Raw genomic sequence first — 24,516 nt, forward strand, 5'->3', positions numbered from 1 at the left:
CGGGTATCGCACGTCCCGGTCATATTTCTTCTTATTCGCAGGACCGCCCGTCTCCCTGCCTATATTGAATTCAGCTTCAAGAGATGCGGTCGGAAAGCTCCGACTGGACCGCACACCAACCCCATGTTCCTGGGTGGTTCGGATGACGAAGCGGCCTTCGCCATGGCACGTGAGTGCCCGTCCGGCGCGGGCAAGAGCACACCGAAAGGCACTCCCGTGAGCTGTAACGCCCTCCCCCTCCCCTAGCAGGCCCTGCGCGTCCAGCGCATCCTGTTGCTCCTTTCTCCCCTTTTCCGGTGAATTCCGCCGTGCGCGGCACCGGACCCCTCAAGAGGAATTCTCCATGAATGCATCCGTAATTCCCCCTGCCCGGAATCACCGGCCGGTCCGCCGGCTCACCACGTTATCGGCCGTTGCCCTGGTGGCCCTTGTCAGTGGCTGCGCCGGACCGGCGGCCTCCACCTCGGAGACGGCCGGTGAGCCCGTGTCCGGAGGGGTCCTGGACGTGTCGATCTCGGCCGAACCGGGGTGCCTGGACGGCCACGGCATCTCGGCGACCCAGCAGCAGTTCCTGGGACGCCTGATCTACGACAACGTGGTGACGCTGGACGAGAACGGGGACATCGCGCCCTACCTCGCGGAATCATGGGACATCTCGGAGGACGGCAGGACCTACACCTTCCACCTCAAGGAGGGCGTCACCTTCAGCGACGGCTCGCCGTGGAACGCGGAGGTCCTCGGCCAGAACTTCGAGCACATGCGGGACCCCGCGACGAAGTCACCGCTCGCCGCCGCGTACATCGCCCCCTACGTGGACGGCACGGTCCTGGACGAGTACACCTTCGAGGCCCACCTCGAATACCCCTACACCCCGTTCCTCTACACCCTCGCGCAGTCCTGGCTCGGGATGAACTCGGGCAAGGCCATCGCGGAGGCTCCCGAGACCCTGTGCCAGCAGCCGATCGGGACCGGCCCCTTCACCGTCGCGGACTACCAGCCGGGCCAGAGCATCACCTACACGAAGCGCGAGGGCTACGACTGGGCGCCGGAGTGGCTCGAGGGTGACGGCGAGGCATATCTCGACGGCGTCGAGGTGACCCTCGTCGGCGAGCCGGTGATCCGGCACCAGTCCCTCGTCTCCGGGCAGTACGACCTGACCGAGAACCTCGCGCCCCAGAACGCGGCGGCTGTCCAGGCAGACCCGAACTTCACCTACGAGAACCTCCCCCGCACCGGCAGCCCCTACGTGCTGAGCTTCAACCTCAGCCGCGCGCCGTTCGACGACCTCGCCGTCCGCCAGGCCTTCGCCGCCGCCGTGGACACCGCTGCGGTCACCGAGAGCCTGGGCTTCGGCACCTACACGCCGATCGACGGGTTCCTCTCGAAGGAGAGCAAGTACTACGACCCGACCGTCGAGGGGACGCTCACCCACGATCCCGAGCGCGCGAACCAGCTGCTCGACGACGCAGGCTGGTCCGAGCGCGACGGCGAGGGCTTCCGCACGAAGGACGGCCGACGGCTGGTCGTCGAGGTACCGACGGTGGAGAGCTCGACGCCGAGTCCCCTGCTGGTCCAACTGCAGGGCGAGGCCCGCAAGGTCGGCTTCGACCTCCAGATCATCCAGCTGCCGCAGGCGCAGCTCAGCGAATTGCGCTACGCCGGTGACTACGACGCGCTGGCCGGCGTGTGGCACACCAACACCACCGACGTCCTGTTCATCCGGTACCACTCCTCGGAGATCACCGGCGAACGGATCGGCCAGAACTCGTCCTACGTCGACGATCCGGCCCTGGACGAACTGCTCCTGACGGCCCGCGGGTCCGACGACGGAGCCGAGGCTGAGGAAGCGTACTCGAAGGCGCAGCACCGGCTGCTCGAGATCGTGCCCGGCGTGCCCCTCTACGAGAATCCGAGCCAGTTCGCGTACGCCAAGACGGTCCATGATGTCGCCGTCGACACGTCCCACCCCGTGCCCGTCCTGACCTACGCGTGGAAGGCGGAGTAGGTGCCGATCCTCCGACGCATCCTCACGCGCCTGCTGGTCGGCATCGGCGTGCTCTGGGGCGCGGCAACGCTGACCTTCCTCGCGGTCTACCTGATCCCGGGCGACACCGCTCTGCTGATCCTCGGCGGTCCGGACGCGCGGCCCACGGCCGAGACCCTTGCCCAGGTCCGCAGCGACTACCTCCTCGACCAGCCGTTCATCGTGCAGTACGGCAGCTACCTCGGCAACCTGCTGCAGGGTGACCTGGGCCAGTCCTACCGGCTCCGGCTGCCCGTCACGGATGCCATCGGCCAGCAGATCGGCGCGACGGCAGCGCTCGCGGCAGCCGCCGTCGCCGTCGCCCTCCCGCTGACCCTCGCCGTCGCCGTCCTGTCCGCGCAGCGGGCGAACTGGATCCGGTCGATCGTCTCCGGCGTCGAAGTGGTCCTCGCCGCGACACCGACCTTCATCATCGGGTTCGCCCTGCTGATCGTCTTCTCGTTCTCGCTGCGCTGGTTCCCGATCGGCGGCAACCAGGGCGTGGCGGCACTGGTCCTGCCGGCGCTCACGCTGGGCCTCGCCGTCTTCGGGACGCTCTCGCAGGTCCTCCGCAACGAACTCGAGGACGTCCTGGAGCAACCCTTCATCCTCACGGCGAGGTCCCGCGGGATGCGCGACCTCCCGGTGCGTGTGCGGCACGCACTCCGGCATGCCGCCATCCCGGTGATGACGATGTCGGGATTCGTCGTCGCCGCGCTCCTCGGCGGATCGGTGATCGTCGAGACCCTGTTCAGCCGGCAGGGCATCGGTTCGCTGACACTGGCCTCCGTCTACAACAAGGACCTCCCCGTCATCATCGGCATCGTGCTGCTCTCCGCCGCGGTGTACGTGGTGGTCAACCTGGTGATCGACCTCCTCTACACGCTCATCGACCCGAAAGTGGTGACGGCATGAGCATCACCTCGCGCACTGCTCCCCCCGACGCGGTTCCCCTGGCGCCGATGCCTCCGGCTTCTCCTACGGTCCCCGTCCACCCCGTCCACCGCGGGGTCCGCGCCCGGCGAGCGCGACGCATCAGGCCCGGCATCCTGCTGGCCTCGGCCTTCCTCCTGTGGCTCGCGGCGGCGGTCCTGGCACCGGGTCTGCTCTCCCCGGCCGATCCGTACGCGGTGGATCCCTCCCGGAGCTTCGAAGCGCCGAACGGGACGGCCTGGTTCGGTACCGACGACTCCGGCGCGGACAACTACTCCCGGATCGTGCACGGTGCTGCCACCTCGCTGTACATCGGTCTCGGCGCGACGGCGATCGGCGTGCTGGGCGGAACGGCCATCGGTCTCCTCGCCGGGCTCAACGGGCGCCTGGTCGAGGCATCGGTGATGCGCTTCCTCGACGTCACCCTCGCCATCCCGGAGATCCTGCTCGCTCTGGTGGTCATCGGCATCATCGGCGGCGGCACGGAGAATGCGATCCTCGCGATCGGGGCGGGCAGCATCGCCTACTACGCCCGGATCACCAGGGCGCAGACGCACCTCGTCCGGCGCTCCGGCTATGTCGAGGCGGCCCGTACGCTGGGGCTGCCCGCCTGGCGCGTGGTCCTGACGCACATCGTCCCGAACGTCATCAAGCCGGTGCTGGTTCTGGCGACCATCGGGGTGGGATCCGCCATCGGTGCCGGTGCGTCCCTCAGCTTCCTCGGACTCGGCACGCCTCCCCCGGCCCCCGAGTGGGGTGCGATGCTCTCGGCGGGGCGCAACTTCATCTCCAACGCCCCCTGGATGATCACGATCCCCGCAGCGTTCCTCGTCGCCACCGTCCTGTCCATCACCGTCGTCGGGCGTGAACTCCGGCGCCGCTCCGAAGGAAGGCTCGCATGAGCTCCACACCGATCCTCACACCCGCCGCCGCCATCGCCGCACCGGCCGGAGCGGCGCCGCCCGTCGTCGAACTCGACGGACTGACGGTCTCCTTCGGCCGTGGTGTCCACCGGCGGGAGGTCGTCCGGGACGTCAGCCTGGCGATTCGGCCGGGTGAATGCCTGGCGCTCGTCGGCGAGTCCGGATCCGGCAAGTCGGTGACAGCCCGGACCCTGGTGGGACTGACCGGACCCGGCGCCCACGTCGGATCCCGCAGCCTGCGCTTCGACGGCCGGGACGCGTCGGGGTGGGGAGAACGGCAGTGGAGCCGCGTGCGGGGCAGGGAGGCCGGCTTCATCCTGCAGGACGCGCTGTCCTCACTCGATTCCCTGCGGACCGTGGGCGCTGAGGTGGGCGAGGTCCTCCGCCTGCACAGCACCCTCGACCGCACGGGGCGTCGCCGACGCGTCGTGGAGCTCCTGGCGTCCGTCGGTGTCCCGGAACCCGAGGTCCGCGCGAGCCAGTACCCGCACCAGTTGTCGGGCGGCCTCCGCCAGCGGGCACTGATCGCCTCCGCCATCGCGGCGGGGCCCCGGTTCCTCATCGCGGACGAGCCGACGACGGCGCTGGACGCGACGATCGCCGCCCAGGTCCTGCGGCTGCTCGGACAGCTGAAGGGCGCCCGGACCGGGATGCTCGTCGTCAGTCACGACCTCGCGGTCGTCGCAGACCTCGCCGACCGCGTCGCCGTGATGCGCAACGGCGTCATCGTGGAGGAGGGCAGCGTCCAGGCCGTCCTGCAGGATCCCCGGCATCCCTACACGCAGGGGCTGCTGGCCGCCATCCCGTCGAGGACGTCGCGCGGCTCCCGACTCACGCGAGGTGCCCGGTCCGTCCCCGGACCCGGAACGCCGGCCACGACGTCCACGGAGGTCGGCAGCCGGGACGACGCAGCCACGTCCCCGCCGGGACTGCTGACGGTCGAGGGCATCGGCAAGAGCTACCCCGGGCCCGACGGGCGCCGACGTACAGCGGTCGACGACGTGTCCTTCGCCCTCCGCGTTGGGACCACCCTGGGCATCGTGGGCGAGTCGGGCTCCGGCAAGAGCACGGTGGCGCGCATCGCGCTGGGCGTCGAGGCGCCCGACACGGGTGCCGTGCGACTGCACGGCCGTACCTGGCAGGAGCACCGCGCCTCCCGGGACCTCCCGGCGCGACGGTCCGTCCAGATGATCTACCAGGATCCGCTGCAGTCGTTCGACCCGCGCAAGACGGTCCGTCAGGTCGTGGGGCAGGCAGCTGCCGCCGCCGGCACTCCCCGGGGCGCCCTCGCGGCGCGGGTCCTCGAACTCCTGGACCTCGTCGGCCTTCCCGCGGACAGGGCACGCAGCCGCCCACTGGACCTCTCGGGGGGCCAGCGGCAGCGCGTCGCCATCGCCCGTGCCCTCGCGGCCGATCCCGAGGTCATCATCTGCGACGAGCCGGTGTCCGCCCTCGACGTCACCGTCCAGGCCCGCATCCTCGACCTCCTGACGGACCTGCAGGACCGTTTCTCCCTGAGCTACCTCTTCATCTCCCACGACCTCGGCGTCATCCAGCACGTCAGCAGCGAGGTCCTCGTCCTCAAGGACGGCGCCATCCTCGACCACGGCCCCGTCGACGACGTCTTCGATGCCCCGCAGCACGACTACACGCGACAGCTCATCAACGCCATCCCCCAGCTCCCCGCATTCCGGAAGGACCAGGTCCACCCATGACACGCCAGATCGCCTTCAACCTGTTCGAGATGAATTGCGTGGGCCATATCTCCCACGGACTCTGGGTCCACCCCGAGAACAACAGGCACCGCTTCAACGACCTCGACTTCTGGGTGGAGACCGCCAAACTCCTCGAGGCAGGCCTGTTCGACAGCGTCTTCCTCGCGGATGTGATCGGGACCTACGACGGCTACCGCAACGGACCGGAGACGGCACTCCGCGAAGCAGTGCAGATCCCGAGCAACGATCCCCTGCTGATCATCCCGGCCATGGCGGCGGTGACCGAACACCTCGGTTTCGCGGCGACGTTCTCCACGACCTACGAGCCGCCGTTCGCGTTCGCGCGCCGCGCCTCGACACTCGACCACCTCACGAAGGGGCGGTTCGGCTGGAACATCGTGACCTCGTACCTGCCCAACGCCGCGCGCAACTTCGGTCTCGCGGACGAGGTCGAGCACGACCAGCGCTATGCCATCGCCGACGAGTACCTCGAGGTGCTCTACAAGCTGTGGGAAGGTTCCTGGGACGACGACGCCGTGGTCGAGGACCGGAACCGCCGCGTCTACACGGATCCGACTAAGGTCCGTTACATCAATCACCGCGGTCCCCACTTCTCCGTCGCCGGACCGCACCTCAGCGCGCCGTCGCTCCAGCGCACACCCGTGCTGTTCCAGGCAGGAAGCTCGACGGCGGGCAAGGCGTTCGCCGCCAGGCACGCCGAGGGGGTCTTCGTCGGCGGACGTGATGCCGCCGCCTACCGGGAGAACGTGCAGGACCTCCGCCGGCTCGCGGTGGAGAACGGCCGCCGGGCGGACCACATCAAAGCCTTCGCCGGCGCCGTCGTCATCGTCGGCCGCACGCACAAGGAGGCGCAGCGGAAAGCGGACGAGTACCGGCGCCTCTCGAGTGCCGAGGGCTATCTCGCCCACGCCGGAGGTGGGGGCATCGATCTGGCCGCCTACCGCCCGGACGAGGTGATCGACGACATCCTCGCGCGTGAGGACCGGCCCGGCCGCGACCGGCAGCCGAGCAACAGGCGGCACCCGGCGGGTACGACGGTCGGTCAGGCCCTCGAACGCATCACGAGGTTCGACCGTGGCCCCTTCGTGGCGATCGGGACGCCCGGCGAGGTCGCGGACGAGATCGAGCGATGGGTCGAAGGCACCGACCTCGACGGCTTCAACCTGCGGCAGTTCCTCACGCCCGGGACGGCCGAGGACTTCATCGAACTCGTGATCCCCGAACTCCAGAAGCGCGGCCTCTACCGCAGGTCCTACGAGGAGTCGACCCTCCGCGAGCGCCTGTTCGGTCGCGGTACCACGAGGCTCTTCGACCAGCACCCAGGGGCGAGGTACCGCAACGGTGCCCACCTCGGTCCCGATGCCGGCACCATCGCGGCCGCCGCTACCGGGGCCTCGGCCCCGTCCTACGCCTAGGAGCGCCGGTGTCCACGATCATCAACGCCCAGCCGCGCAACGGCGGGTTCCCGTCCGGCCCGCACCAGGCACCCGCCACCGAGGTGCTGCTCGACAGATTCCGCCCCGTCTTCGCCCGCATCGCAGGGAGCGCCGCCGAACGTGAGCGGAACCGGACACTGCCCTTCGAGGAAGTGGACGCCCTGAAGGAAGCAGGGTTCGGCGCCCTGCGGGTGCCGGTGGAATACGGCGGATCGGGGGCGAGTCTGCGTCAGCTGTTCGTCCTGCTGACGGAACTCGCCGCCGCGGATTCCAACCTGACCCAGCTGTGGCGGGGGCACTTCGCCTACGTCGAGGGCACACTGATCCAGCCCCGTTCGGCGCACCGCGACCGCTGGTTGCTGGACATCGCCGCCGGGGCCATGGTGGGCAACGCCTCGAGCGAGTTGTCCGGCACGTCCCTGCGGGATATCCGGACGTCCCTCACCCCGTCGACAACCGGCGACATGCAGACCCTGACGGGGACGAAGTACTACAGCACGGGCAGCCTCTACGCGGACTGGATCGCCGGCAGCGCCGTGCGCGACGGCGAGCGCGTCGGGTACGCCGTCCGGGCCACGGCTCCGGGAGTCGACCGGATCGACGACTGGGACGGTTTCGGGCAGAGACTGACCGGCAGCGGCACCACCCGTTTCACGGACGTACGCGTGGACCCACGCGACGTGCGTTCCTACTCCCCCGACGCCCCCAGCCACGTCCATGCCTTCTTCCAGCTGGTGCTCGTGGCGTCCCTCGCCGGCATAGCCCACGCGGCGGCAGGTGATGCAGCGGCCTTCGTGCGGCCGCGGACACGCTCCTACGTGAACGCACCGACCCCCCTGCCGCGCGAGGACCCGCAGGTGCTGCAGGTCCTCGGTGAGGTCTCCAGTCTGGCCTTCTCCGCCCGGGCGGTCGTACTGGCGGCTGCCGACGCGCTCGACACCGCCTTCACGGCGGTCACCGAGGTGCGCCAGGGCGGGTCTCCCGACGGCGGGACGGCGGATGCCCGACCTGCCGGCGAGGATCCGGGGGAGGACGCCGCCCGGGCTTCCGTGGACGAGGCGGAGGTCGCCGTGAGCCAGGCACAGGTGGTCTCCGTCGACCAGGTCCTCCGTGCGGCCACCCACCTCTTCGAGGTCGGCGGTGCCTCGGCGACGTCGGCGGGCAGGGCGCTCGATCGGCACTGGCGCAATGCGAGGACCATCTCCTCGCACAATCCCGCCATCTACAAGGCACGGTTCCTCGGCTACTGGGCCGTGCACGGCGAGCGCGAGCCGCTGCCCCCGGACGCCTGATCCGAGGCAGGAGCGGACAGGCCGGGACGGGGACGAGCCGGCACCGGATAGCGTGGAGGCATGACCCCTGAGTTTCGCTACGACGTGGAGATCCTGCACCTGCTCGTGTCCGGGGCGCATGCCTACTTCGGACGGGCGCGGGACGGTGCCGCCGATGTCCCCACCCTCGACGCCGACAGCGTGGACGTGGTGGAGGGCAAGGGCATCGTCGGCGACCGCTTCTTCGGCAAGGCCGCGCACATGGACGCGGCCGTCACCCTGATGGCCGTCGAGTCGCTCGAGGCCATCGCAGCCGAGGTGGGAGCGGAGCCCTTCGATGCCCTGCTCCCCCGCCGCAATGTCATCCTGCGGGGCGCCGAACTGGTGCCGCTCATCGGCCAGGACTTCGTGCTGGAGTCGGGTGACGGACACGTCGGGTTCCACGGCGGACGACACGCCCATCCCTGCGCGTGGATGGACCGCGTCCTCGCGCCGGGAGCGCACAAGGCCATGCGTGGGCGGGGCGGCCTGCGCTGCCGACCCCTGTCCAGCGGTGTCCTCCAGCGCGGCCCGGCCGTCCTGGTCAGCCCGGTCCGCCTGGATCCGGGCAGGGCTTCCCTGCCGTCCGTGCTGCGGCCCTCCCGGCTGCCCTGAGGGATCAGGCCGGCACGGCGCCGGCAGGGGCGAAGGAGACATCGACGGTGTCGTCGACGGTCGCCGAGCGCCCCGGCGCGGACTGGTACTGCCAGTACATGTTGGTGTGCCCGATGACCTTGTCCGGTGTCGGGGCTCCCCATTCGCTCAGATCCTCGGTGGTATGGGCGTCACCGACGAGGGTGACGTCGTATCCCCGCGCGAACGCACCGTGGATGGTCGAGCGGATGCACGCGTCCGTCTGGGCGCCCGACACCACGAGCCGGCCCACGCCGGATGCCGCGAGGACGTCCTCGAGATCGGTGTCCTCGAACGAATCACCGTAGGTCTTCCGGACGAGGGGTTCGCCGGAGGACCGCTCCAGCTCCGGCACGAGCTGCCAGGGATCGCTCCCGACCTCCAACTCGGCGTCCGAGTGCTGCACCCAGACCACCGGAACGCCTTCGCTGCGCGCCCGCGCCACCAGGGTGTTGATGTTGGACAGCACCGCATCCCGCCGGTGGGCACCGGCGACGACGCCGATCTGTACGTCGATGACCAGGAGGGCGGTGTGGGGACGGTTCTGCAAAGTGGTCATGGCTGCTCCTTCGAATGATCGGCCGACCGTGGCGCGGACCTGCCGCGTCCTCGGGCTGGGAGAAGACTACGACGACGCACCCGGCGGGGACAGGAGCATCGAGGACAGCTTCCTTCCGCATCGGGTCGGCTCCCCCGACAGGCCCGGGACAGGACAGGAACAGTCAGGCGCCGGGCAGGCACCACCCGGCGTGTGCGGGTGGTGCCTGCCGTGGCCGGACCTAGCGGTGGCCGCCGAGGATGCCGAGCTCCACAGCTCTCGCCGCGCCGTCCGCCTCCTCCTGGGTGAGGGACCCGTCCGAGACCGCCGCGTCGAGCCGTTCCTGCACAGCCGCCGATCGTTCCTCCTGCTGCTCGGCCCGGAGCTCGTCGAGCGCACCCTGCACCGTGGCCTCGTCCAGTCCCAGTGCTTCGGCGAGCGATGCTGCGAGCGCGGACTGCAGGGCGTCCCGGTCCGGCGTGCCTCCTGCGTCCTTCCCCGCCCCCGCGTCGTTCCGGAGGGTCTGCAGGGCGTCACTGACAGCCGACTCCTCGACCCCGAGCTTCTCGGCGAGGCTCGCCGCATCGAACCCCCCGTGGCGCCCGAACCCGCCCCCGCGGCCCTCCTCGCCCGGGGTGGCCGATGCGCTCGCCGACGGCTCGGGCGCCGCCGTCGCCGCGCTGGCCATTCCCGTGACGCCGAGGCCGGCCCCCGCCACCAGTGCGGCCGCGCCGAAGCCCAGTGCCATCTTTCTCCGCTGAATCATCGTGTCTCCTCGATCTGCCGCTCGTCGCGGTTCCGGTGGGGCCCTTACGGCCCCTGACCCACCTTCGCCATCGCGGTTGTGACCCTGCTTTCGCGATGCTGTGCACGACCTGTGACGCAGGACCCTCGTCCGCGCCCGTGCGACGGCCCGTCCCGGAGGACCACTCCGAAGGGCAGGCAGCGGCATGATTCTCCGCACCATCGATCCACAGGTCCCGCTGAGCGAAGGCTTCAGCGACGAGGAGATCGTGCAGATCGTCCGTGCCGCGGCCGCGCGCACGTCATCAGCGGCGCCCTCCACGCGCTCGCCTCGGAGATCGACGAGCGGGCCGCACCCAGCGCCGCGCTGCTGGAACCGCTCGCCCGAGCCCGCCCGTCCCGGTCAACCGGTCATCGGCCGCGGTAGGCCGCTTCGAGGGCTGCGATGTCCAGCTTGCCCATGCCCAGCATCGCCGCCATCGCGCGCTGCGCACCCTCGGCGTCGTCCCCGCCGATCAGGCTCGGCAGCACGGTGGGCACGATCTGCCACGACAGCCCGAACCGGTCCTTGAGCCAGCCGCAGCGGCTCTCCTCCCCGCCGGCCGTCAACGCGGTCCAGTAGTGGTCCACCTCCGACTGGTCGGCGCAGGCGATCTGGAACGAGACCGCTTCCGTGAAGGTGTAGAGCGGTCCGCCGTTCAGGGCGACGAACGGCTGGCCGTCGAGCTCGAAGGACACCGTCAGGGCCGGGGCGTCCGGTTCCTGGCCGGCGCGTGACAGGCTCACGATCCGCGAGTTCTTCACCACCGAGGTGTAGAGAGCCGCCGCTTCCTCGGCCTGGCCGTCGAACCAGAGGCAGGGGGTGATGGATCCCATGGGAGTGTCCTTCGCTCGTGCCGCGCTGCGCGTGCGGATGTCGCCTGAATGTAGTCCACGGGACCGGAACCGACAACCAGTAGGCTGGACGCATGCCCCGAGCCAGCCGCCCGCCCGCCAGGGCCGAGCAGTCCCCCGGCCGGTCGGCGGCGGCTCCGATCACCTGGATCGCGCTCGATGCGGTCCTGATCCTCGCCTTCGCCGCTTCAGGCCGCAGGACGCACGAGCACGGGGTGACCGTCGCCGGCGTCCTCGAGACTGCCTGGCCGTTCCTCCTCGCCTACGCCGTCTGCTTCCTCGCGATCCGCGCGTGGCGCCTCCCCGCGGCGATCCGTCCCACCGGGCTGGTCCTGTGGCTTGGCACGGTGGCCGGCGGGCTCGCCCTCCGCGCCCTGTCGGGCGCCGGAGTGGCCGTCAGCTTCCAGATCGTGACCCTGCTGGTCCTCGGTGCGTTCCTGCTGCTGCCGCGCGCTCTCGCGCGCGTCCGCCGGGGCCGACGACGCCGTGTACGGCCGGTAGCGTAGGCCCGAGTTCCCTCCCCTCCCTGAAAGGCACGCCATGATCACCGCTTTCGTCCTCATCCAGACCGATGCGTCGCGCATCCCCGAGAGCGCCCAGGCCATCTCCGAGATCGAGGGGATCAGCGAGGTCTACTCGGTGACGGGCGAATGGGACCTCATCGCGATCGCCCGCGTGAGCCGGCATGAGGACCTGGCGGACGTCATCGCCGACCGCCTCTCGAAGATCGAGGGGATCCGCTCGACGACGACGCAGATCGCCTTCCGCTCCTACTCCCAGCACGACCTCGACGCCGCGTTCTCCCTGGGCTTCGACAGCTGAGGCTCGGCCGCGCGTCCGCTGCGTGAGCGCCGCATCAGGGCCGCGTAGGGGCCGGGCGATCAGGCGGAGCGGCTGACCTCGACCCACCGCTCGAGTACACCGGCCGCGGCCCCGGAATCGATCGAGGCGCGAGCCCGGTCCATCGCCGAACGGATCCGGTCGACGAGACCGCCCTCCGAGCTCTCGTCGAGCGCGACCAGGCCCGCCGCCGCGTTGAGGACGACGGCGTCGCGCACCGGTCCCGACTCGCCGGCCAGCACTGCACGCACCACAGCGGCATTGCCCCTGGCATCGGTACCCCGCAGCGCGTCGACCGGGACGACATCCAGGCCGAAGTCGCCGGGATGCACCTCGTGCGCATCGACGCGCCCGCCCCGGACCTCCCAGACCGTGGAGGAGCCGCTCGTCGTCAGCTTGTCGCGGCCGTCGTCGCCGCGGAACACGAGTGCGCGGATGCCCCGCTCGGCGAGGACACCCGCCATGAGGGGCGCCATGCGGGCGTCGGCGCACCCGAGGGCCTGCGCGGTCACGCCGGCAGGATTGCTGAGGGGGCCGAGGAAGTTGAACGCCGTGGGGATGCCCAGTTCACGCCGCGGCACCGCGACGTGCTTCATGGACGGGTGGAAGACCTGCGCGAAGCAGAAGGTGATCCCCGCCTGCTCGGCCGTCCGCGCGACATCGGCCGGCGCGAGGTCGAGCCGGACACCGAGTTCCTCGATGACGTCGGCCGCGCCCGAGGCGGAGGACGCCCCCCGGTTTCCGTGCTTGACAACCTTCGCGCCGGCCCCTACGGCGACGAGCGACGCCATCGTCGAGATGTTCAGGGTGTTCAGGCCGTCGCCCCCGGTCCCCACGATGTCCAGCGTGGGTCCCGCGACCTCGATCCGGTGGGCCCGTCCGATCATCGCCTCGACCAGCCCGAGGAGCTCACCCACGGACTCCCCCTTGGCGCGCAGCGCGATCAGGAAGCCGGCGATCTGCGTATGGCTCGCCTCTCCCGCCATGATGGTGTCCATCGCCCAGCGGCTCTGCCCGGTGCTCAGATCGGTACCCGCCAGCAGGGACGAGAAGATCGACGGCCAGGTGGGTCGGTCCGCTGCAGGGCTCGTTGTCAGGCTCACCGTCCAAGATTATCTACGAATTGTAGAAAGTCATCCCGGGGAACTTCCGCGGAATTCCGGGCGTTGGGGCTCCCCGCCCCGCCACGGCAGGCTCCGGGCGGCCGTTTCGCGTTGGTGATCGCCACGATCTTGGGGACATAATGAGTCTGTGACATCTGCGACCCAAGCCCCCAGCGCCGCCCCGCATCCCGCGCTCAACCGCCCCAACATGGTCTCCGTAGGAACCGTGGTGTGGTTGTCCAGCGAGCTGATGTTCTTCGCCGGCCTCTTTGCCATGTACTTCACCCTCCGTTCCACCTCCAGCGAGCTGTGGGCCATGGAGACCGAGAAGCTGAACGTCCCGTTCGCGCTGATCAACACCGTCATCCTGGTGTCGAGCTCCTTCAGCTGCCAGTTCGGCGTCTTCGCCGCCGAGCGCCTGCAGCCGCGCCGGACGGGAGGGCTCTTCGCCTTCGCCCGCTGGGGCATGGTCGAGTGGTTCCTGCTGACCTTCCTGATGGGTGCGATCTTCGTCTCCGTGCAGGCCTACGAGTACGCGGAGCTGGTCTCCGAGGGTGTCGCGCTGTCGTCGAACGCCTTCGGATCGGCCTTCTACATCACCACCGGGTTCCACGGCATCCACGTGATCGGCGGGCTCATCGCCTTCCTGTTCATCATCGGCCGGGCCTTCATCGCGAGGCGCTTCGGCCACTTCGAAGCCACTTCGGCCATCGTGACGTCCTACTACTGGCACTTCGTCGACGTCGTCTGGATCGGCCTGTTCATCATCATCTACTTCCTTCAGTAACCACCTCCTGTAATCTCTTCTACTAGAGGTAGAATTCAAGAAGGACCTCCAGCAGCTCTGGTACCACAAAAGGCAGGAAGCATTCCGTGAAGGCACTCTCCCAGAGGCGGCGTCACCCACTAGCAGCATTCGCGCTGCTCCTGATGGCGCTCCTCGTCACCGGCGGGATCTACGCCGCAGCCAGCACCGCGAACGAGGCGCAGGCACAGACCACCACGTTCACGGCGGACGACGTCGAAGAGGGCAGCAAGCTCTTCTCGGCGAACTGCGCATCCTGCCACGGCATGGGTGCGACCGGTTCGGACGCCGCACCGTCGCTCGTCGGGGTCGGCGCCGCCTCCGTCGACTTCCAGGTCGGTACGGGCCGGATGCCCATGCAGATGGACGGCCCGCAGGCGCAGGCCAAGCCCGTCCAGTTCACCGATGAGCAGATCCGGCAGATGGCGGCGTACGTCGCCTCGCTCGGTGCCGGCCCGGCCATCCCCTCCGAGGAGATCCTCGATGCTTCCGCCGGTGACGCCTCCAAGGGTGGAGAGCTGTTCCGCGTGAACTGCGCGATGTGCCACAACGCGGCAGCCGCCGGCGGCGCCCTGACCGGCGGGAAGTTCGCCCCGTCCATCGACGGCACCAGTGAGCAGCACATCTACGAGGCCATGGTCACCGGCCCGCAGAACATGCCCGTCTTCAGCGACGCGAACATCGCTCCGGAGGACAAGCAGGACATCATCGCGTTCCTCAAGACCATCGAGGAACAGGGTTCACCGGGCGGAGCAGAGCTCGGGTCGCTGGGTCCGGTCTCCGAAGGTCTGTTCATCTGGGTCGCCGGTCTGGGCGTCGTCATCGCCTTCACGGTGTGGCTCACGTCGAGGTCGTCCTGACCATCCGCCCCCGCCTCGACAACGAATCAACAACATACCTGCGCATGCAGTACCTAAAGAAGGATGAGAGGGATCATGGCCGACTCTAGTCACGGTGCTCCGGGAACCTCGGTGACCGTCGCTACGCCAGGCCGGGAGCTGGACGAGTTCGAGAACCCGGGCCTCCCGCCGCACCGGCCGCGCCTCGCGGACCGGGACCGACGCGCCGAGAAGCGTGCCGAACGCCAGGTCGCCCTGCTGTTCTTCATCTCGGTGCTCGGCACCCTGCTCTTCTTCGTCGGCTACTTCGCCATCCCGCTCAACGAGACCGTCGAGCGCCTGCGCCTGCAGAACCTGATGCTGGGTCTCGGCACCGCCTTCGCGATGCTCGGCATCGGCGTCGGCATCGTCCACTGGGCGAAGACGCTCATGCCGGACCACGAGGTCACGGAGAGCCGCCACGAGATCCGCCCCGAGCGCGATCGCCAGGACGCCGAGAAGATCGTCAACGACATCCTCGACGAGTCCGGCATCAAGCGCCGTCCGCTGATCCGCAACACGCTTCTCGGAGCTGCCATCCTGGCTCCACTGCCGGCCATCGCCATCTTCCGCGACCTCGGTCCCCTGCCGGGCAACACGCTGAAGCAGACGATGTGGGACACCGGTGTCCGCCTCACACGCGATCCGAGCGGCACCCCCATCCGCGCCTCCGACGTCACCGTCGGCTCGGCGTTCCATGTCATCCCCGAAGGCCTCAACGAGGTCGAGAACAAGCTCGAGGAGAAGGCCAAGGCAGTCGTCCTGCTGATGCGCCTCGACCCCGAGGAACTCAATCCCTCTCCCGGCCGGGAGAACTGGGGCTACGACGGAATTGTTGCGTATTCCAAGATCTGCACGCACGTCGGCTGCCCGGTAGCGCTGTACGAACAGCAGACCCACCACCTGCTGTGCCCATGCCACCAGTCCACCTTCGACCTCGAACAAGAGTGCAAGGTGATCTTCGGTCCGGCTGCGCGTCCGCTGCCACAGCTACCCATCGAAGTCGACGACGAGGGCTACCTCGTCGCGTCAAGCGATTTCCAAGAACCCGTAGGACCTAGTTTCTGGGAGCGAGGCTGACATGAGCAGCTCAACTGCGACGCAAACCTACGTGCCGAAGACGCGCGTCGGCAAGGTCACCGACTACGTCGACTCGCGCGTCGGCGGCTCCGGGATCGTCAAGGAGTTCGGGCGGAAGATCTTCCCCGACCACTGGACGTTCATGTTCGGTGAGGTGGCGCTGTACACCTTCGTCATCCTGCTGATCTCCGGAACCTTCCTCACCTTCTTCTACGATCCGTCGATGGCGGAGACCCACTACGAGGGCAGCTACCTGCCCCTGAGGGGTGTCGAGATGTCGGTCGCCTACGCGTCCTCGCTGGACATCTCGTTCGACATCCGCGGCGGCCTGTTCATGCGGCAGATCCACCACTGGGCGGCCCTGCTGTTCGCCGCTTCGGTGGCCGTGCACATGCTCCGCGTGTTCTTCACCGGTGCCTTCCGCCGCCCCCGCGAGTTCAACTGGGTCGTCGGCTGCGTCCTCCTCATCCTGAGCCTGGCCGCGGGCTTCACCGGCTACTCGCTCCCCGATGACCTGCTCTCCGGCAACGGCCTGCGCATCATCGACGGCGTCATGAAGGCCATCCCCGTCGTCGGTACGTACCTGAGCTTCTTCCTCTTCGGTGGTGAGTTCCCGGGCACCATGATCATCGGTCGCCTGTACGTCCTGCACATCCTGCTGATCCCCGCCGTGATCCTGCTGCTGATCGGTATCCACCTGTTCATGGTGGTGCTCCACAAGCACACGCAGTTCGCCGGCCCGGGCCGCACGAACACGAATGTCGTCGGCTACCCCGTCGGCCCCGTCTACGCGGCGAAGGCCGGTGGATTCTTCTTCATCGTGTTCGGTGTGCTGGCAGCGATCGCCGCAGCCTTCACCATCAACCCGATCTGGAACTACGGCCCGTACGACCCCTCCCCCGTTTCCGCAGGCACCCAGCCCGACTGGTACATCGGTTGGGTGGACGGCGCACTCCGCCTGATGCCGGGCACGATCGGCAGCAACTTCGACTTCGAGTTCATGATCCCGTTCCCCTGGGGCGTCAACGCGCTCTCGCTGAACGTCCTGATCCCGGCACTCGTACCGGCCACCATCGTCTTCGCCCTGATGTTCGCGTGGCCGTGGATCGAGGCCTGGGTCACGAAGGATCGGCGTGAGCACCACCTGCTCAACCGTCCCCGGAACGCTCCTACCCGTACGGCTATCGGCGTCGCCGGCATCGTGTTCTACTGCGTGCTGTGGGCAGCTGCCAGCTCGGACCTCATCGCCACGCACTTCCTGGTGTCGCTGAACGACGTCACGTACTGGCTGCGCTTCCTCGTGATCTTCGGCCCGATCCTCGCCTTCATGGCGACGCGCCGCATCGCCCTGGCGCTGCAGCGCAAGGACCGCGAGATCGCCCTCCACGGTCGCGAGACCGGACGCATCGTCCGCCTCCCGCACGGCGAGTTCATCGAGGTCCACGAGCCGGTCGACGACTACAAGCGCTACACGCTCGTCAGCTTCGACTCTCCGGAGGTGATGGTTCCCAAGGCCGACGCTGACGGGAAGATCGGCCTGCTCGACAAGGTCCACGGACGCGTGTCCCGGTTCTTCTTCGAGGACCGCGTCGCCCCCGTGACGCCGAAGGAGCTCTCGGCCTCCCACGGCGACCACCACGACGAGATCGCGGGCGCGAAGGACCGGGAGTCCATCGCCAGCCACTAGGGGCCACCAGCCCCGAGGGTACGAGGAAGGGCCCGGACGGAGACGTCCGGGCCCTTTCCCGTTCCCAGGACGGAACGCGCCCTCGGCGGGAAGCGCTGGTCCCCGCTCCGGTAGATCAGCCGGGTATCGAAGGCGTGAACGAGCTCGCCTGTCCGTAGGTTCCTACAGGTTCCCGCAGATCCTTGTTACGAGAGTGCCACGGGGTCTATCGTTCTCCCTGAGACGCCTGACGATTCCTCATCCTCAATGATGAAAGCGCCACCCGTCGTGGGTTCCGGATGAAGAATTCGAGGTGCAAGGAGCGCGATCATGGGCGCACGTAGGTCTTTCGTCGCCGGTGTGGCCTGTGCCTTCCTCGTCGCCGGTTTCTTTGCCAGCTCCGGCGATACGGGACGAGTGGTGGCGCCCGCGGCACTTCAGGCCGTCCTCGATACTCCGGGCACAGTGCACTTCACCACGAGCGGCGATATTTCCGCGAGTAGTCAGGCGGCAACCGTCCTCACGCAGGTCAGGAGCATCGACCCGGATCTGCACCTCGCCCTCGGCGACCTGTCCTACGGCGCTACCGGCGCCGAGCAGGCGTGGTGTGACTTCGTCACGTCGCGGGTGGGGGCCGGATTCCCCTTCGAGCTGCTGTCGGGCAATCATGAATCGGACGCCCTCAACGGCAACATCAACGATTTCTCGGCCTGCCTGCCGAATCAGCTGCCCGGCCTTGTCGGAACCTATGGCCGCCAGTACTACGTCGACGTGCCCGAGGTGAACCCGGTCGTGCGCTATGTGATGATCTCGCCGGCTCTCACCTACCCGGACGGGCTCTGGTCCTACAGTGCCGGTTCAGCACGCTATCAGTGGACTGCCGCCGCAATCGACGGAGCACGCGCTGCAGGGGTTCCCTGGGTTGTGGTGGGGATGCACAAGCCGTGCTTGTCCGTGGGCCAGTACAGCTGCGAGCCCGGCTCCGCCCTGATGAATCTCCTGGTGAGCAAGAAGGTCGACCTGGTATTGAGCGGGCACGAGCACCTCTACGCACGGTCCAAGCAGCTCGCACACGGACCATCCTGTTCCTCTGTCACCCCGGGCACCTATACCGCCGGCTGCGTCAGGGACGCTGACAACAGCCTGGTCAAGGGTGCCGGCACGGTGTTCGCCATCGTAGGAACGGGTGGAACTCCCCTTCGCGACGTCGACCAGGGCGACACGGAGGGACAATACTTCGCCGCCTCCTCCGGCCTGAACGCCCAACCGGCTTTCGGCAACCTCGAGGTATCGGCGACGGCAACGTCCCTGGTTGCCGACTTCCGCCCGGCGGGTACAGCCGCCTTCACGGACTCGTTCACGATCGCCGCGGGTACGTCGACCAACGAACCCCCGACGGCCTTCTTCACGTCCTCCTGCACGGACCTGACCTGCTCGGTGGACGGCTCGGCTTCCAGCGATCCTGATGGTTCGATCGCCGGATACGCCTGGACCTTCGGAGACGGCGCAACGGCGACCGGTGCTGTCGCGTCCCACTCCTATGCGACGGCCGGCACGTACACGATCGGGCTCACCGTCACCGACAATGCCGGCCAAACTGCTGCGACGACGCGGTCCCTGACGGTGACGACTCCCGGCCAGCCCGTCGGCCTGGCCACCGATACTTTCTCCCGTACAGTCACCAACGGCTTCGGCACGGCGGAGGTCGGCGGTTCGTGGACCACGACCGGCACGTCGTCGCGGTACTCCGTCTCGGACACGGGGCGGGTCGTGTTCTCTACGCCCGGTGTCACGAACAACGCCTACCTCGCAGGCGTGTCGTCGACCGCGACCGATCTGAGAATGACGGTCTCGGCCGACAAGAGGGCCACCGGCAATGGGATCTACGTATCGCCGATCGCACGGCGAGTCCTCGGGGTGGGTTCCTATCAGGCGAAGATCGTGCTCCGCTCGACAGGCGCGGTAGGTCTCTCGCTGGCGCGTGCCAATGCGACGGGTGGCAGCGAGGTCGTCCTCCAACCCGCGATCGACGTACCGGGGCTGACCCTGTCCGCCGGCGATATCCTCGCGGTGCGGGTGCAGGCCTCCGAAACCAACCCCACGACACTCCGAGCGAAGGTCTGGAAGTCCGGCAGTGCTGAACCGGCGGCGTGGCAACGATCAGTGACGGACACGACGGCCGGGCTCCAGGCCGCCGGCGGGATCGGCATCAATATGTACCTCTCCAGCACCGCGACGAATGCGCCGGTGACCTTGGCTCTCGATGACCTGAACGCTGTGACTCCCACACCGTAGCCGATCTGCACGGACATGGTCGCGCGGAACCGGTGCAAGGGACCGGGCACAGGATCGATGTCCTACGGCCTCATCGGTCGCATCGCTACCCCAGTCTCTTCGAGGTGTAGGCGCGCGGCGTCCGCACGCCTGGCCGCTGCAGGGGAACCCACAGTTTGTAGCGGTCTGCGCGGTAGTAGGACACCGAGTAGTCGATCATCGCGCGCGCCACGTAGGCGTGGCGCTGGATCTTCAGCAGGGGCGCGTTCATCTCGACGTTGAGCAGCCGTGCGATGGACGGCGACGCCGCCGTGGCCTCGATGGTGTCCTCACCCCACTCCATCACGAGGCCGTACTTCTCGCTGAGCACGTTGTACAGGGACGTCGGTGGCGGGTCGTCCAGGATCCCCTTCACCCGGTGTGCCGGGATGAAGTTCTCGTCGACGCTCATCGGCTCTCCGTCGGCGAGGAGCTGTCGACGGAAACGGACCACGGGCTGGCCGATCTCGATCTGCAGTTCCCGTGCCACCAGCGGCGTGGCACCCTGCTGTTCGAAGCTCAGCACCCGTGCGTCGGGCACCATGCCGCGCCGTATCATCTCCTCGGTGTACGAGGTCATCTTCATGTGGAGGTCCATCTTGCTGCGCGCCACGAAGGTACCGAGTCCCACGATGCGCTCGAGGATCTCCTCCGCGACAAGGGCGTCGATGGCCTGTCGCACCGTCATGCGGGCCACACCGTAGTACTCGCTCAGCCTGCGCTCCGACGGGATGCCCGCTCCCGGGTCCCCGGACTCGAGCACGTATCGCCTCAGGCTCTCCCGGAGCTGGACATGCTTCGGCACGGCGGACCCCTCATCGAGGAGCTCGGCGTCGAAGGGCCGCGGCAGCACCGCCATGGATCCGTCCCCCCTCCTCGTTCCCGGGTCCGCCTGTCCGGCGGCACTACCGACTGTACTTAAACGGAAGGGAGCCCGCACGTGGCGGGCTCCCTCGCGGTCCTTCCGGTGGACTTCTCCTAGTGCGCGTGGTCTCCGCGGCTGTACTCGAAGACCCAGCCGACCAGGGCGATCACGGCCAGGCCGAGGCCGATGTACAGGATCCAGAATCCGATCGCGATACCGAGGAAACCGGTTGCGGCCGAGATGCCGAGGACCAGCGGCCACCAGCTCCACGGGCTGAAGTGGCCCTGCTCGCCGGAACCCTCGTGGATCTCGGCGTCGAGCCGGTCCTCCGGGCGTGCACCGACGCGCTTGCCGGTGAAGGCGAGGTAGAAACCGATCATGCCGGCGAGGCCGCCGACCAGGAGGATCCCGAGCAGGCCGACCCACTCGGACCATTCCGTCAACCACCCGTAGATGATGGCGACCGGCACGAAGATCGGGACACCGAAAAGGAACAGGTTCTTCTCGATCCTCATGCTTTGGCGTCCTTCCGGTCCGCGGAGCCCAGGGCCTGGCCCACGGCGCTGTCATCGGGGGTGTGGGTCTGCTGCAGCTCGGGGTGGTGCAGGTCGAGCGCAGGGCGCTCCGAGCGGATCCGCGGCAGCGAGGTGAAGTTGTGGCGCGGCGGCGGGCACGAGGTCGCCCACTCCAGCGAGGCACCGAAGCCCCACGGATCGTCGACCTCGACCTTCTTACCGGTCCGCCAGGTGATGTACACGTTCCAGAAGAACGGGATGAGCGACGCCCCGAGGACGAACGAACCGATCGTGGAGAACTGGTTCATCGCGGTGTAGCCGTCCTCCGGCAGGTAGTCCGCGTAGCGGCGGGGCATGCCCTCGACGCCGAGCCAGTGCTGGATGAGGAACGTGGCGTGGAAGCCGAGGAACAGCATCCAGAAGTGGATCTTGCCCAGGCGCTCGTTGAGCATCTTGCCGGTGAACTTGGGCCACCAGAAGTAGAACCCGGCGAACATCGCGAACACCACGGTGCCGAAGACCACGTAGTGGAAGTGGGCGACCACGAAGTAGGTGTCCGAGACGTGGAAGTCCAGCGGCGGCGAGGCCAGGATGATGCCGGTCAGGCCACCGAAGAGGAAGGTCACGAGGAAGCCGAGGCTCCAGAGCATCGGCGTCTCGAACGTCAGCGACCCGCGCCAGAGCGTACCGATCCAGTTGAAGAACTTCACGCCCGTCGGAACGGCGATGAGCATCGTCATGAAGGCGAAGAACGGCAGCAGGACGGCTCCGGTGACGTACATGTGGTGCGCCCAGACCGTCACGGAGAGCGCGGCGATGGCGATCGTCGCGTACACCAGGCCCTTGTAGCCGAAGATCGGCTTGCGGCTGAACACCGGGAAGATCTCCGAGACGATGCCGAAGAACGGCAGCGCGATGATGTAGACCTCGGGGTGGCCGAAGAACCAGAAGAGGTGCTGCCACAGGATGGCACCGCCGGCCTCCGGGTCGAAGATGTGGGCGCCGAAGCGGCGGTCGGCGCCGAGGGCGAACAGGGCGGCAGCCAGCGGCGGGAAGGCCATCAGCACGAGGATCGAGGTGATCAGCGCATTCCAGGTGAAGATGGGCATGCGCCACATCGTCATGCCCGGGGCGCGCATGCAGATGATCGTCGTGATGAAGTTGACGCCGCCGAGGATGGTGCCGAAGCCCGACAGGGCGAGTCCGAAGACCCAGAGGTCACCGCCGACGCCCGGTGAGAACGTCGTACTGGAGAGCGGCGCGTAGGCGAACCAGCCGAACGAGGCGGCACCCTGCGGGGTGATGAAGCCGGAGACGGCGATGGTGCTGCCGAACAGGAAGAACCAGAAGGCCAGGGCGTTCAGCCGCGGGAAGGCGACATCGGGAGCGCCGATCTGCAGCGGCATGATGATGTTCGTGAAGCCTGCGAACAGCGGTGTCGCGAACATCAGCAGCATCACGGTGCCGTGCATCGTGAACAGCTGGTTGTACTGCTCCTTGGTCTGCAGGACCTGCATGCCCGGTTCGAAGAGCTCGGCGCGGATGACCAGCGCCATCACGCCGGCGAAGCAGAAGAAGACGAACGAGGCGATCAGGTACATGTACCCGATGGTCTTGTGGTCGGTCGAGGTGATCCAGCTGACGACGATGCGTCCCTTGGACCTCGGGACCACGCGGGGAGCGGCTACGGTGCCGGCTTCCTCAAGGGTGTATTCGAAGGTGGACATCAGCTGCTGCTCCTGGCTGGGTCGGTATCGGGGTCATCCTCGGGGTAGGAGTCGCGGTCGTACTCGTCGCCGAGCTGACCGTCTTCCAGCTGCGCCATCTGCGCGTCGAATTCCTCCTGCGAGACGACCTTGACGTTGAAGAGCATCTCCGAGTGGTACTGACCGCACAGCTCGGCGCACTTGCCCGCGAAGGTCCCCTCCTTGCTAGGAGTGAGGTTGATGTAGTTGGTACGGCCCGGGTACAGGTCGCGCTTCTGCAGGAACGCCGGGACGAAGAACGAGTGCTGCACGTCGCGGGCGTTGAGCTGGAGCTCGACGGACCGGTTCACGGGCAGGTACAGCGTCGGGAGGTTCTCCGGAACGCCCTCCTCGCCGTTCAGGCTGCCCTGGACGCCGGTGGAGTACTTGTCCTCCTTGACGTAGTTGAAGTCCCACGACCACTGCTTGCCGCGGACGTCGACGATCACGTCGGGGTCCTCCACTCGCGCGTCGATCGTGGCGATGTCGCGCTCGGTGAAGTAGAAGAAGACGAGCACCATGAACAGCGGGATCGTCAGGTAGAAGATCTCGAGCGGCAGGTTGTAGCTCATCTGCCGCGGGTAGCCGGTGTCGTTCTTCCGGCGGCGGTACGCGACCATGCACCAGATGATCAGGCCCCAGGTGATGATGCCGACGGCCAGGGCCGCGATCCACGAGTTGACCCAGAGATCGGTGATGATCCCGGTGTGATTGGTGTTGTCCCGGTCTGCCGGAAGCCAGCCCTTTTGGGCTTCTGCCGAACAGCCGGTCAGTAGGAGGGCGCCAGCCAGCGAGAGGCTGGAGATCTTCGCGATCCTGACGCGCTTGCTACCGGTTCGGTCCTGCGAACTCACAGACGGACCTTCCTTTTCTACGTGCGTTGCCACCCGCCCATGAAGCTGCCCGGGGTGCACATCCAGTTTTACTACTCACTGTAGAGCTTACCCGTAAGACCTGCGATCTGGTGACATGCAAAAGGGCCCGGAACACACCTCGGCGGTGATGTTCCGGGCCCTTTCCGCGTGTTAGTGGAAGGAGTCCCCACACGCGCAGGAGCCGCCTGCGTTCGGGTTGTCGATGGTGAAACCCTGCTTCGAGATGGTGTCCTCGAAGTCGATGGAGGCACCCGACAGGTAGGGGACGCTCATCTTGTCCACGATGACCTCCACGCCGTTGAAGTCGCGGACGGCATCGCCGTCGAGCACGCGCTCGTCGAAGTACAGCTGGTAGATGAGGCCCGAGCAGCCGCCGGGCTGGACCGCCACGCGCAGGCGGAGGTCGGTACGGCCTTCCTGCTCGAGGAGGCTGCGCACCTTGCCGGCTGCGACGTCGGACAGGGCGACCTCGTGCACAGGGAGTTCCGTGGACTCCTGCAGGGATCCTGTTTCGGTGGTCGATGTGCTCATAGTGTTTCTCCTAGCTCGGACTCCACCAGGTGTGTCCGCTCTCAGTGCCGTCCGCGGTGGAGCGCGCACGGCTTTGGTCAATCGTACGCCGGGCCCGCATCAGGGATAACGGCCGGGAGGGCGGAAACAT

General features: G+C 67.9%; 23 protein-coding genes and 1 riboswitch. Of the genes, 14 read left to right on the forward strand and 9 right to left on the reverse strand.

Annotation, left to right across the window (positions count from 1 at the left end; genetic code table 11):
• Window positions 1-74 precede the first annotated feature (74 nt).
• A riboswitch (SAM riboswitch) is annotated at window positions 75-203 on the forward strand.
• 140 nt (window positions 204-343) lie between these two features.
• From AC0Z9V_RS02335 to AC0Z9V_RS02365, 7 genes are read left to right on the forward strand one after another with little or no spacing between them, the layout of a single operon-like run.
• Entirely contained in the window at window positions 344-2,005 is a 1,662-nt protein-coding gene (locus AC0Z9V_RS02335) for an ABC transporter substrate-binding protein (protein ID WP_485140596.1), read from the forward strand.
• Entirely contained in the window at window positions 2,006-2,938 is a 933-nt protein-coding gene (locus AC0Z9V_RS02340) for an ABC transporter permease (RefSeq protein ID WP_208739420.1), read from the forward strand.
• On the forward strand, window positions 2,935-3,858 hold the full coding sequence (locus tag AC0Z9V_RS02345; protein ID WP_485140597.1) for an ABC transporter permease: 924 nt from the start codon (window positions 2,935-2,937) through the stop codon (window positions 3,856-3,858). The genes AC0Z9V_RS02340 and AC0Z9V_RS02345 overlap by 4 nt, the downstream gene beginning before the upstream one ends.
• Window positions 3,855-5,594 (forward strand): dipeptide ABC transporter ATP-binding protein, encoded by a 1,740-nt coding sequence (locus AC0Z9V_RS02350; RefSeq protein ID WP_485140598.1) that lies wholly within the window; start codon window positions 3,855-3,857, stop codon window positions 5,592-5,594. Before AC0Z9V_RS02345 ends, AC0Z9V_RS02350 begins: the two co-directional genes overlap by 4 nt.
• Window positions 5,591-7,030, forward strand: a complete 1,440-nt coding sequence (locus AC0Z9V_RS02355) for an NtaA/DmoA family FMN-dependent monooxygenase (protein WP_133080528.1) — start codon at window positions 5,591-5,593, stop codon at window positions 7,028-7,030. The genes AC0Z9V_RS02350 and AC0Z9V_RS02355 overlap by 4 nt, the downstream gene beginning before the upstream one ends.
• Window positions 7,031-7,038: 8 nt before the next feature.
• Entirely contained in the window at window positions 7,039-8,343 is a 1,305-nt protein-coding gene (locus AC0Z9V_RS02360; RefSeq protein WP_485140599.1) for an acyl-CoA dehydrogenase family protein, read from the forward strand.
• A 60-nt stretch (window positions 8,344-8,403) separates the two neighbouring features.
• Complete coding sequence (locus AC0Z9V_RS02365; RefSeq protein ID WP_133080529.1) at window positions 8,404-8,976, forward strand: MOSC domain-containing protein; 573 nt, start codon at window positions 8,404-8,406, stop codon at window positions 8,974-8,976.
• A gap of 4 nt (window positions 8,977-8,980) precedes the next feature.
• Here the strand turns inward: AC0Z9V_RS02365 and AC0Z9V_RS02370 are convergent, their stop codons facing one another.
• The 3 genes from AC0Z9V_RS02370 to AC0Z9V_RS02380 all read right to left on the reverse strand — a co-directional run bounded on the left by AC0Z9V_RS02370 (window position 8,981) and on the right by AC0Z9V_RS02380 (window position 11,152).
• Complete coding sequence (locus AC0Z9V_RS02370; protein WP_485140600.1) at window positions 8,981-9,553, reverse strand: cysteine hydrolase family protein; 573 nt, start codon at window positions 9,551-9,553, stop codon at window positions 8,981-8,983.
• Window positions 9,554-9,773: 220 nt separating this feature from the next.
• Window positions 9,774-10,298 (reverse strand): hypothetical protein, encoded by a 525-nt coding sequence (locus tag AC0Z9V_RS02375; RefSeq protein WP_485140601.1) that lies wholly within the window; start codon window positions 10,296-10,298, stop codon window positions 9,774-9,776.
• 389 nt (window positions 10,299-10,687) lie between these two features.
• Entirely contained in the window at window positions 10,688-11,152 is a 465-nt protein-coding gene (locus tag AC0Z9V_RS02380; RefSeq protein WP_459291324.1) for a VOC family protein, read from the reverse strand.
• Between the two features lie 92 nt (window positions 11,153-11,244).
• On the opposite strand from AC0Z9V_RS02380, the gene AC0Z9V_RS02385 reads away from it, so the two are divergent.
• Together AC0Z9V_RS02385 and AC0Z9V_RS02390 are read left to right on the forward strand one after the other, a co-directional pair.
• A complete protein-coding gene (locus tag AC0Z9V_RS02385; RefSeq protein ID WP_485140602.1) occupies window positions 11,245-11,676 on the forward strand; it encodes a DUF3054 domain-containing protein in 432 nt (143 codons plus the stop codon).
• Window positions 11,677-11,710: 34 nt separating this feature from the next.
• The gene (locus tag AC0Z9V_RS02390; RefSeq protein ID WP_055771154.1) at window positions 11,711-11,992 is read left to right on the forward strand and encodes an Lrp/AsnC family transcriptional regulator; all 282 of its coding nucleotides are present in this window, start codon (window positions 11,711-11,713) and stop codon (window positions 11,990-11,992) included.
• 59 nt (window positions 11,993-12,051) lie between these two features.
• Here the strand turns inward: AC0Z9V_RS02390 and trpD are convergent, their stop codons facing one another.
• On the reverse strand, window positions 12,052-13,113 hold the full coding sequence (trpD, locus tag AC0Z9V_RS02395; RefSeq protein WP_485140603.1) for an anthranilate phosphoribosyltransferase: 1,062 nt from the start codon (window positions 13,111-13,113) through the stop codon (window positions 12,052-12,054).
• 148 nt (window positions 13,114-13,261) lie between these two features.
• Here trpD and ctaE point away from each other — a divergent pair, with 148 nt between their 5' ends.
• From ctaE to AC0Z9V_RS02420, 5 genes are all read left to right on the forward strand, one after another.
• Window positions 13,262-13,900, forward strand: a complete 639-nt coding sequence (gene ctaE / locus AC0Z9V_RS02400; RefSeq protein ID WP_133080535.1) for an aa3-type cytochrome oxidase subunit III — start codon at window positions 13,262-13,264, stop codon at window positions 13,898-13,900.
• Between the two features lie 86 nt (window positions 13,901-13,986).
• Complete coding sequence (qcrC, locus tag AC0Z9V_RS02405; protein WP_133080536.1) at window positions 13,987-14,778, forward strand: cytochrome bc1 complex diheme cytochrome c subunit; 792 nt, start codon at window positions 13,987-13,989, stop codon at window positions 14,776-14,778.
• Window positions 14,779-14,853: 75 nt separating this feature from the next.
• The gene (gene qcrA, locus AC0Z9V_RS02410; RefSeq protein WP_133080537.1) at window positions 14,854-15,876 is read left to right on the forward strand and encodes a cytochrome bc1 complex Rieske iron-sulfur subunit; all 1,023 of its coding nucleotides are present in this window, start codon (window positions 14,854-14,856) and stop codon (window positions 15,874-15,876) included.
• A gap of 1 nt (window position 15,877) precedes the next feature.
• A complete protein-coding gene (qcrB, locus tag AC0Z9V_RS02415; RefSeq protein ID WP_485140604.1) occupies window positions 15,878-17,563 on the forward strand; it encodes a cytochrome bc1 complex cytochrome b subunit in 1,686 nt (561 codons plus the stop codon).
• A gap of 309 nt (window positions 17,564-17,872) precedes the next feature.
• Complete coding sequence (locus tag AC0Z9V_RS02420) at window positions 17,873-19,837, forward strand: PKD domain-containing protein (protein ID WP_485140605.1); 1,965 nt, start codon at window positions 17,873-17,875, stop codon at window positions 19,835-19,837.
• Between the two features lie 85 nt (window positions 19,838-19,922).
• Here AC0Z9V_RS02420 and AC0Z9V_RS02425 read toward each other — a convergent pair whose 3' ends face one another.
• From AC0Z9V_RS02425 to AC0Z9V_RS02445, 5 genes are all read right to left on the reverse strand, one after another.
• Window positions 19,923-20,714, reverse strand: a complete 792-nt coding sequence (locus AC0Z9V_RS02425) for a GntR family transcriptional regulator (protein ID WP_459268335.1) — start codon at window positions 20,712-20,714, stop codon at window positions 19,923-19,925.
• Window positions 20,715-20,833: 119 nt separating this feature from the next.
• Window positions 20,834-21,235 carry a cytochrome c oxidase subunit 4 gene (locus AC0Z9V_RS02430; RefSeq protein WP_133080540.1) on the reverse strand — a complete coding sequence of 134 codons (402 nt, stop codon included), beginning with the start codon at window positions 21,233-21,235 and terminating at the stop codon, window positions 20,834-20,836.
• On the reverse strand, window positions 21,232-22,962 hold the full coding sequence (ctaD, locus tag AC0Z9V_RS02435) for an aa3-type cytochrome oxidase subunit I (RefSeq protein WP_133080541.1): 1,731 nt from the start codon (window positions 22,960-22,962) through the stop codon (window positions 21,232-21,234). Before ctaD ends, AC0Z9V_RS02430 begins: the two co-directional genes overlap by 4 nt.
• A complete protein-coding gene (gene ctaC, locus AC0Z9V_RS02440; protein ID WP_485140606.1) occupies window positions 22,962-23,834 on the reverse strand; it encodes an aa3-type cytochrome oxidase subunit II in 873 nt (290 codons plus the stop codon). The genes ctaD and ctaC overlap by 1 nt, the downstream gene beginning before the upstream one ends.
• A 171-nt stretch (window positions 23,835-24,005) precedes the next feature.
• Window positions 24,006-24,386, reverse strand: a complete 381-nt coding sequence (locus tag AC0Z9V_RS02445) for a HesB/IscA family protein (protein WP_485140607.1) — start codon at window positions 24,384-24,386, stop codon at window positions 24,006-24,008.
• Window positions 24,387-24,516 lie beyond the last annotated feature (130 nt).

It is taken from the genome of Arthrobacter sp. UYP4 (assembly GCF_057291175.1).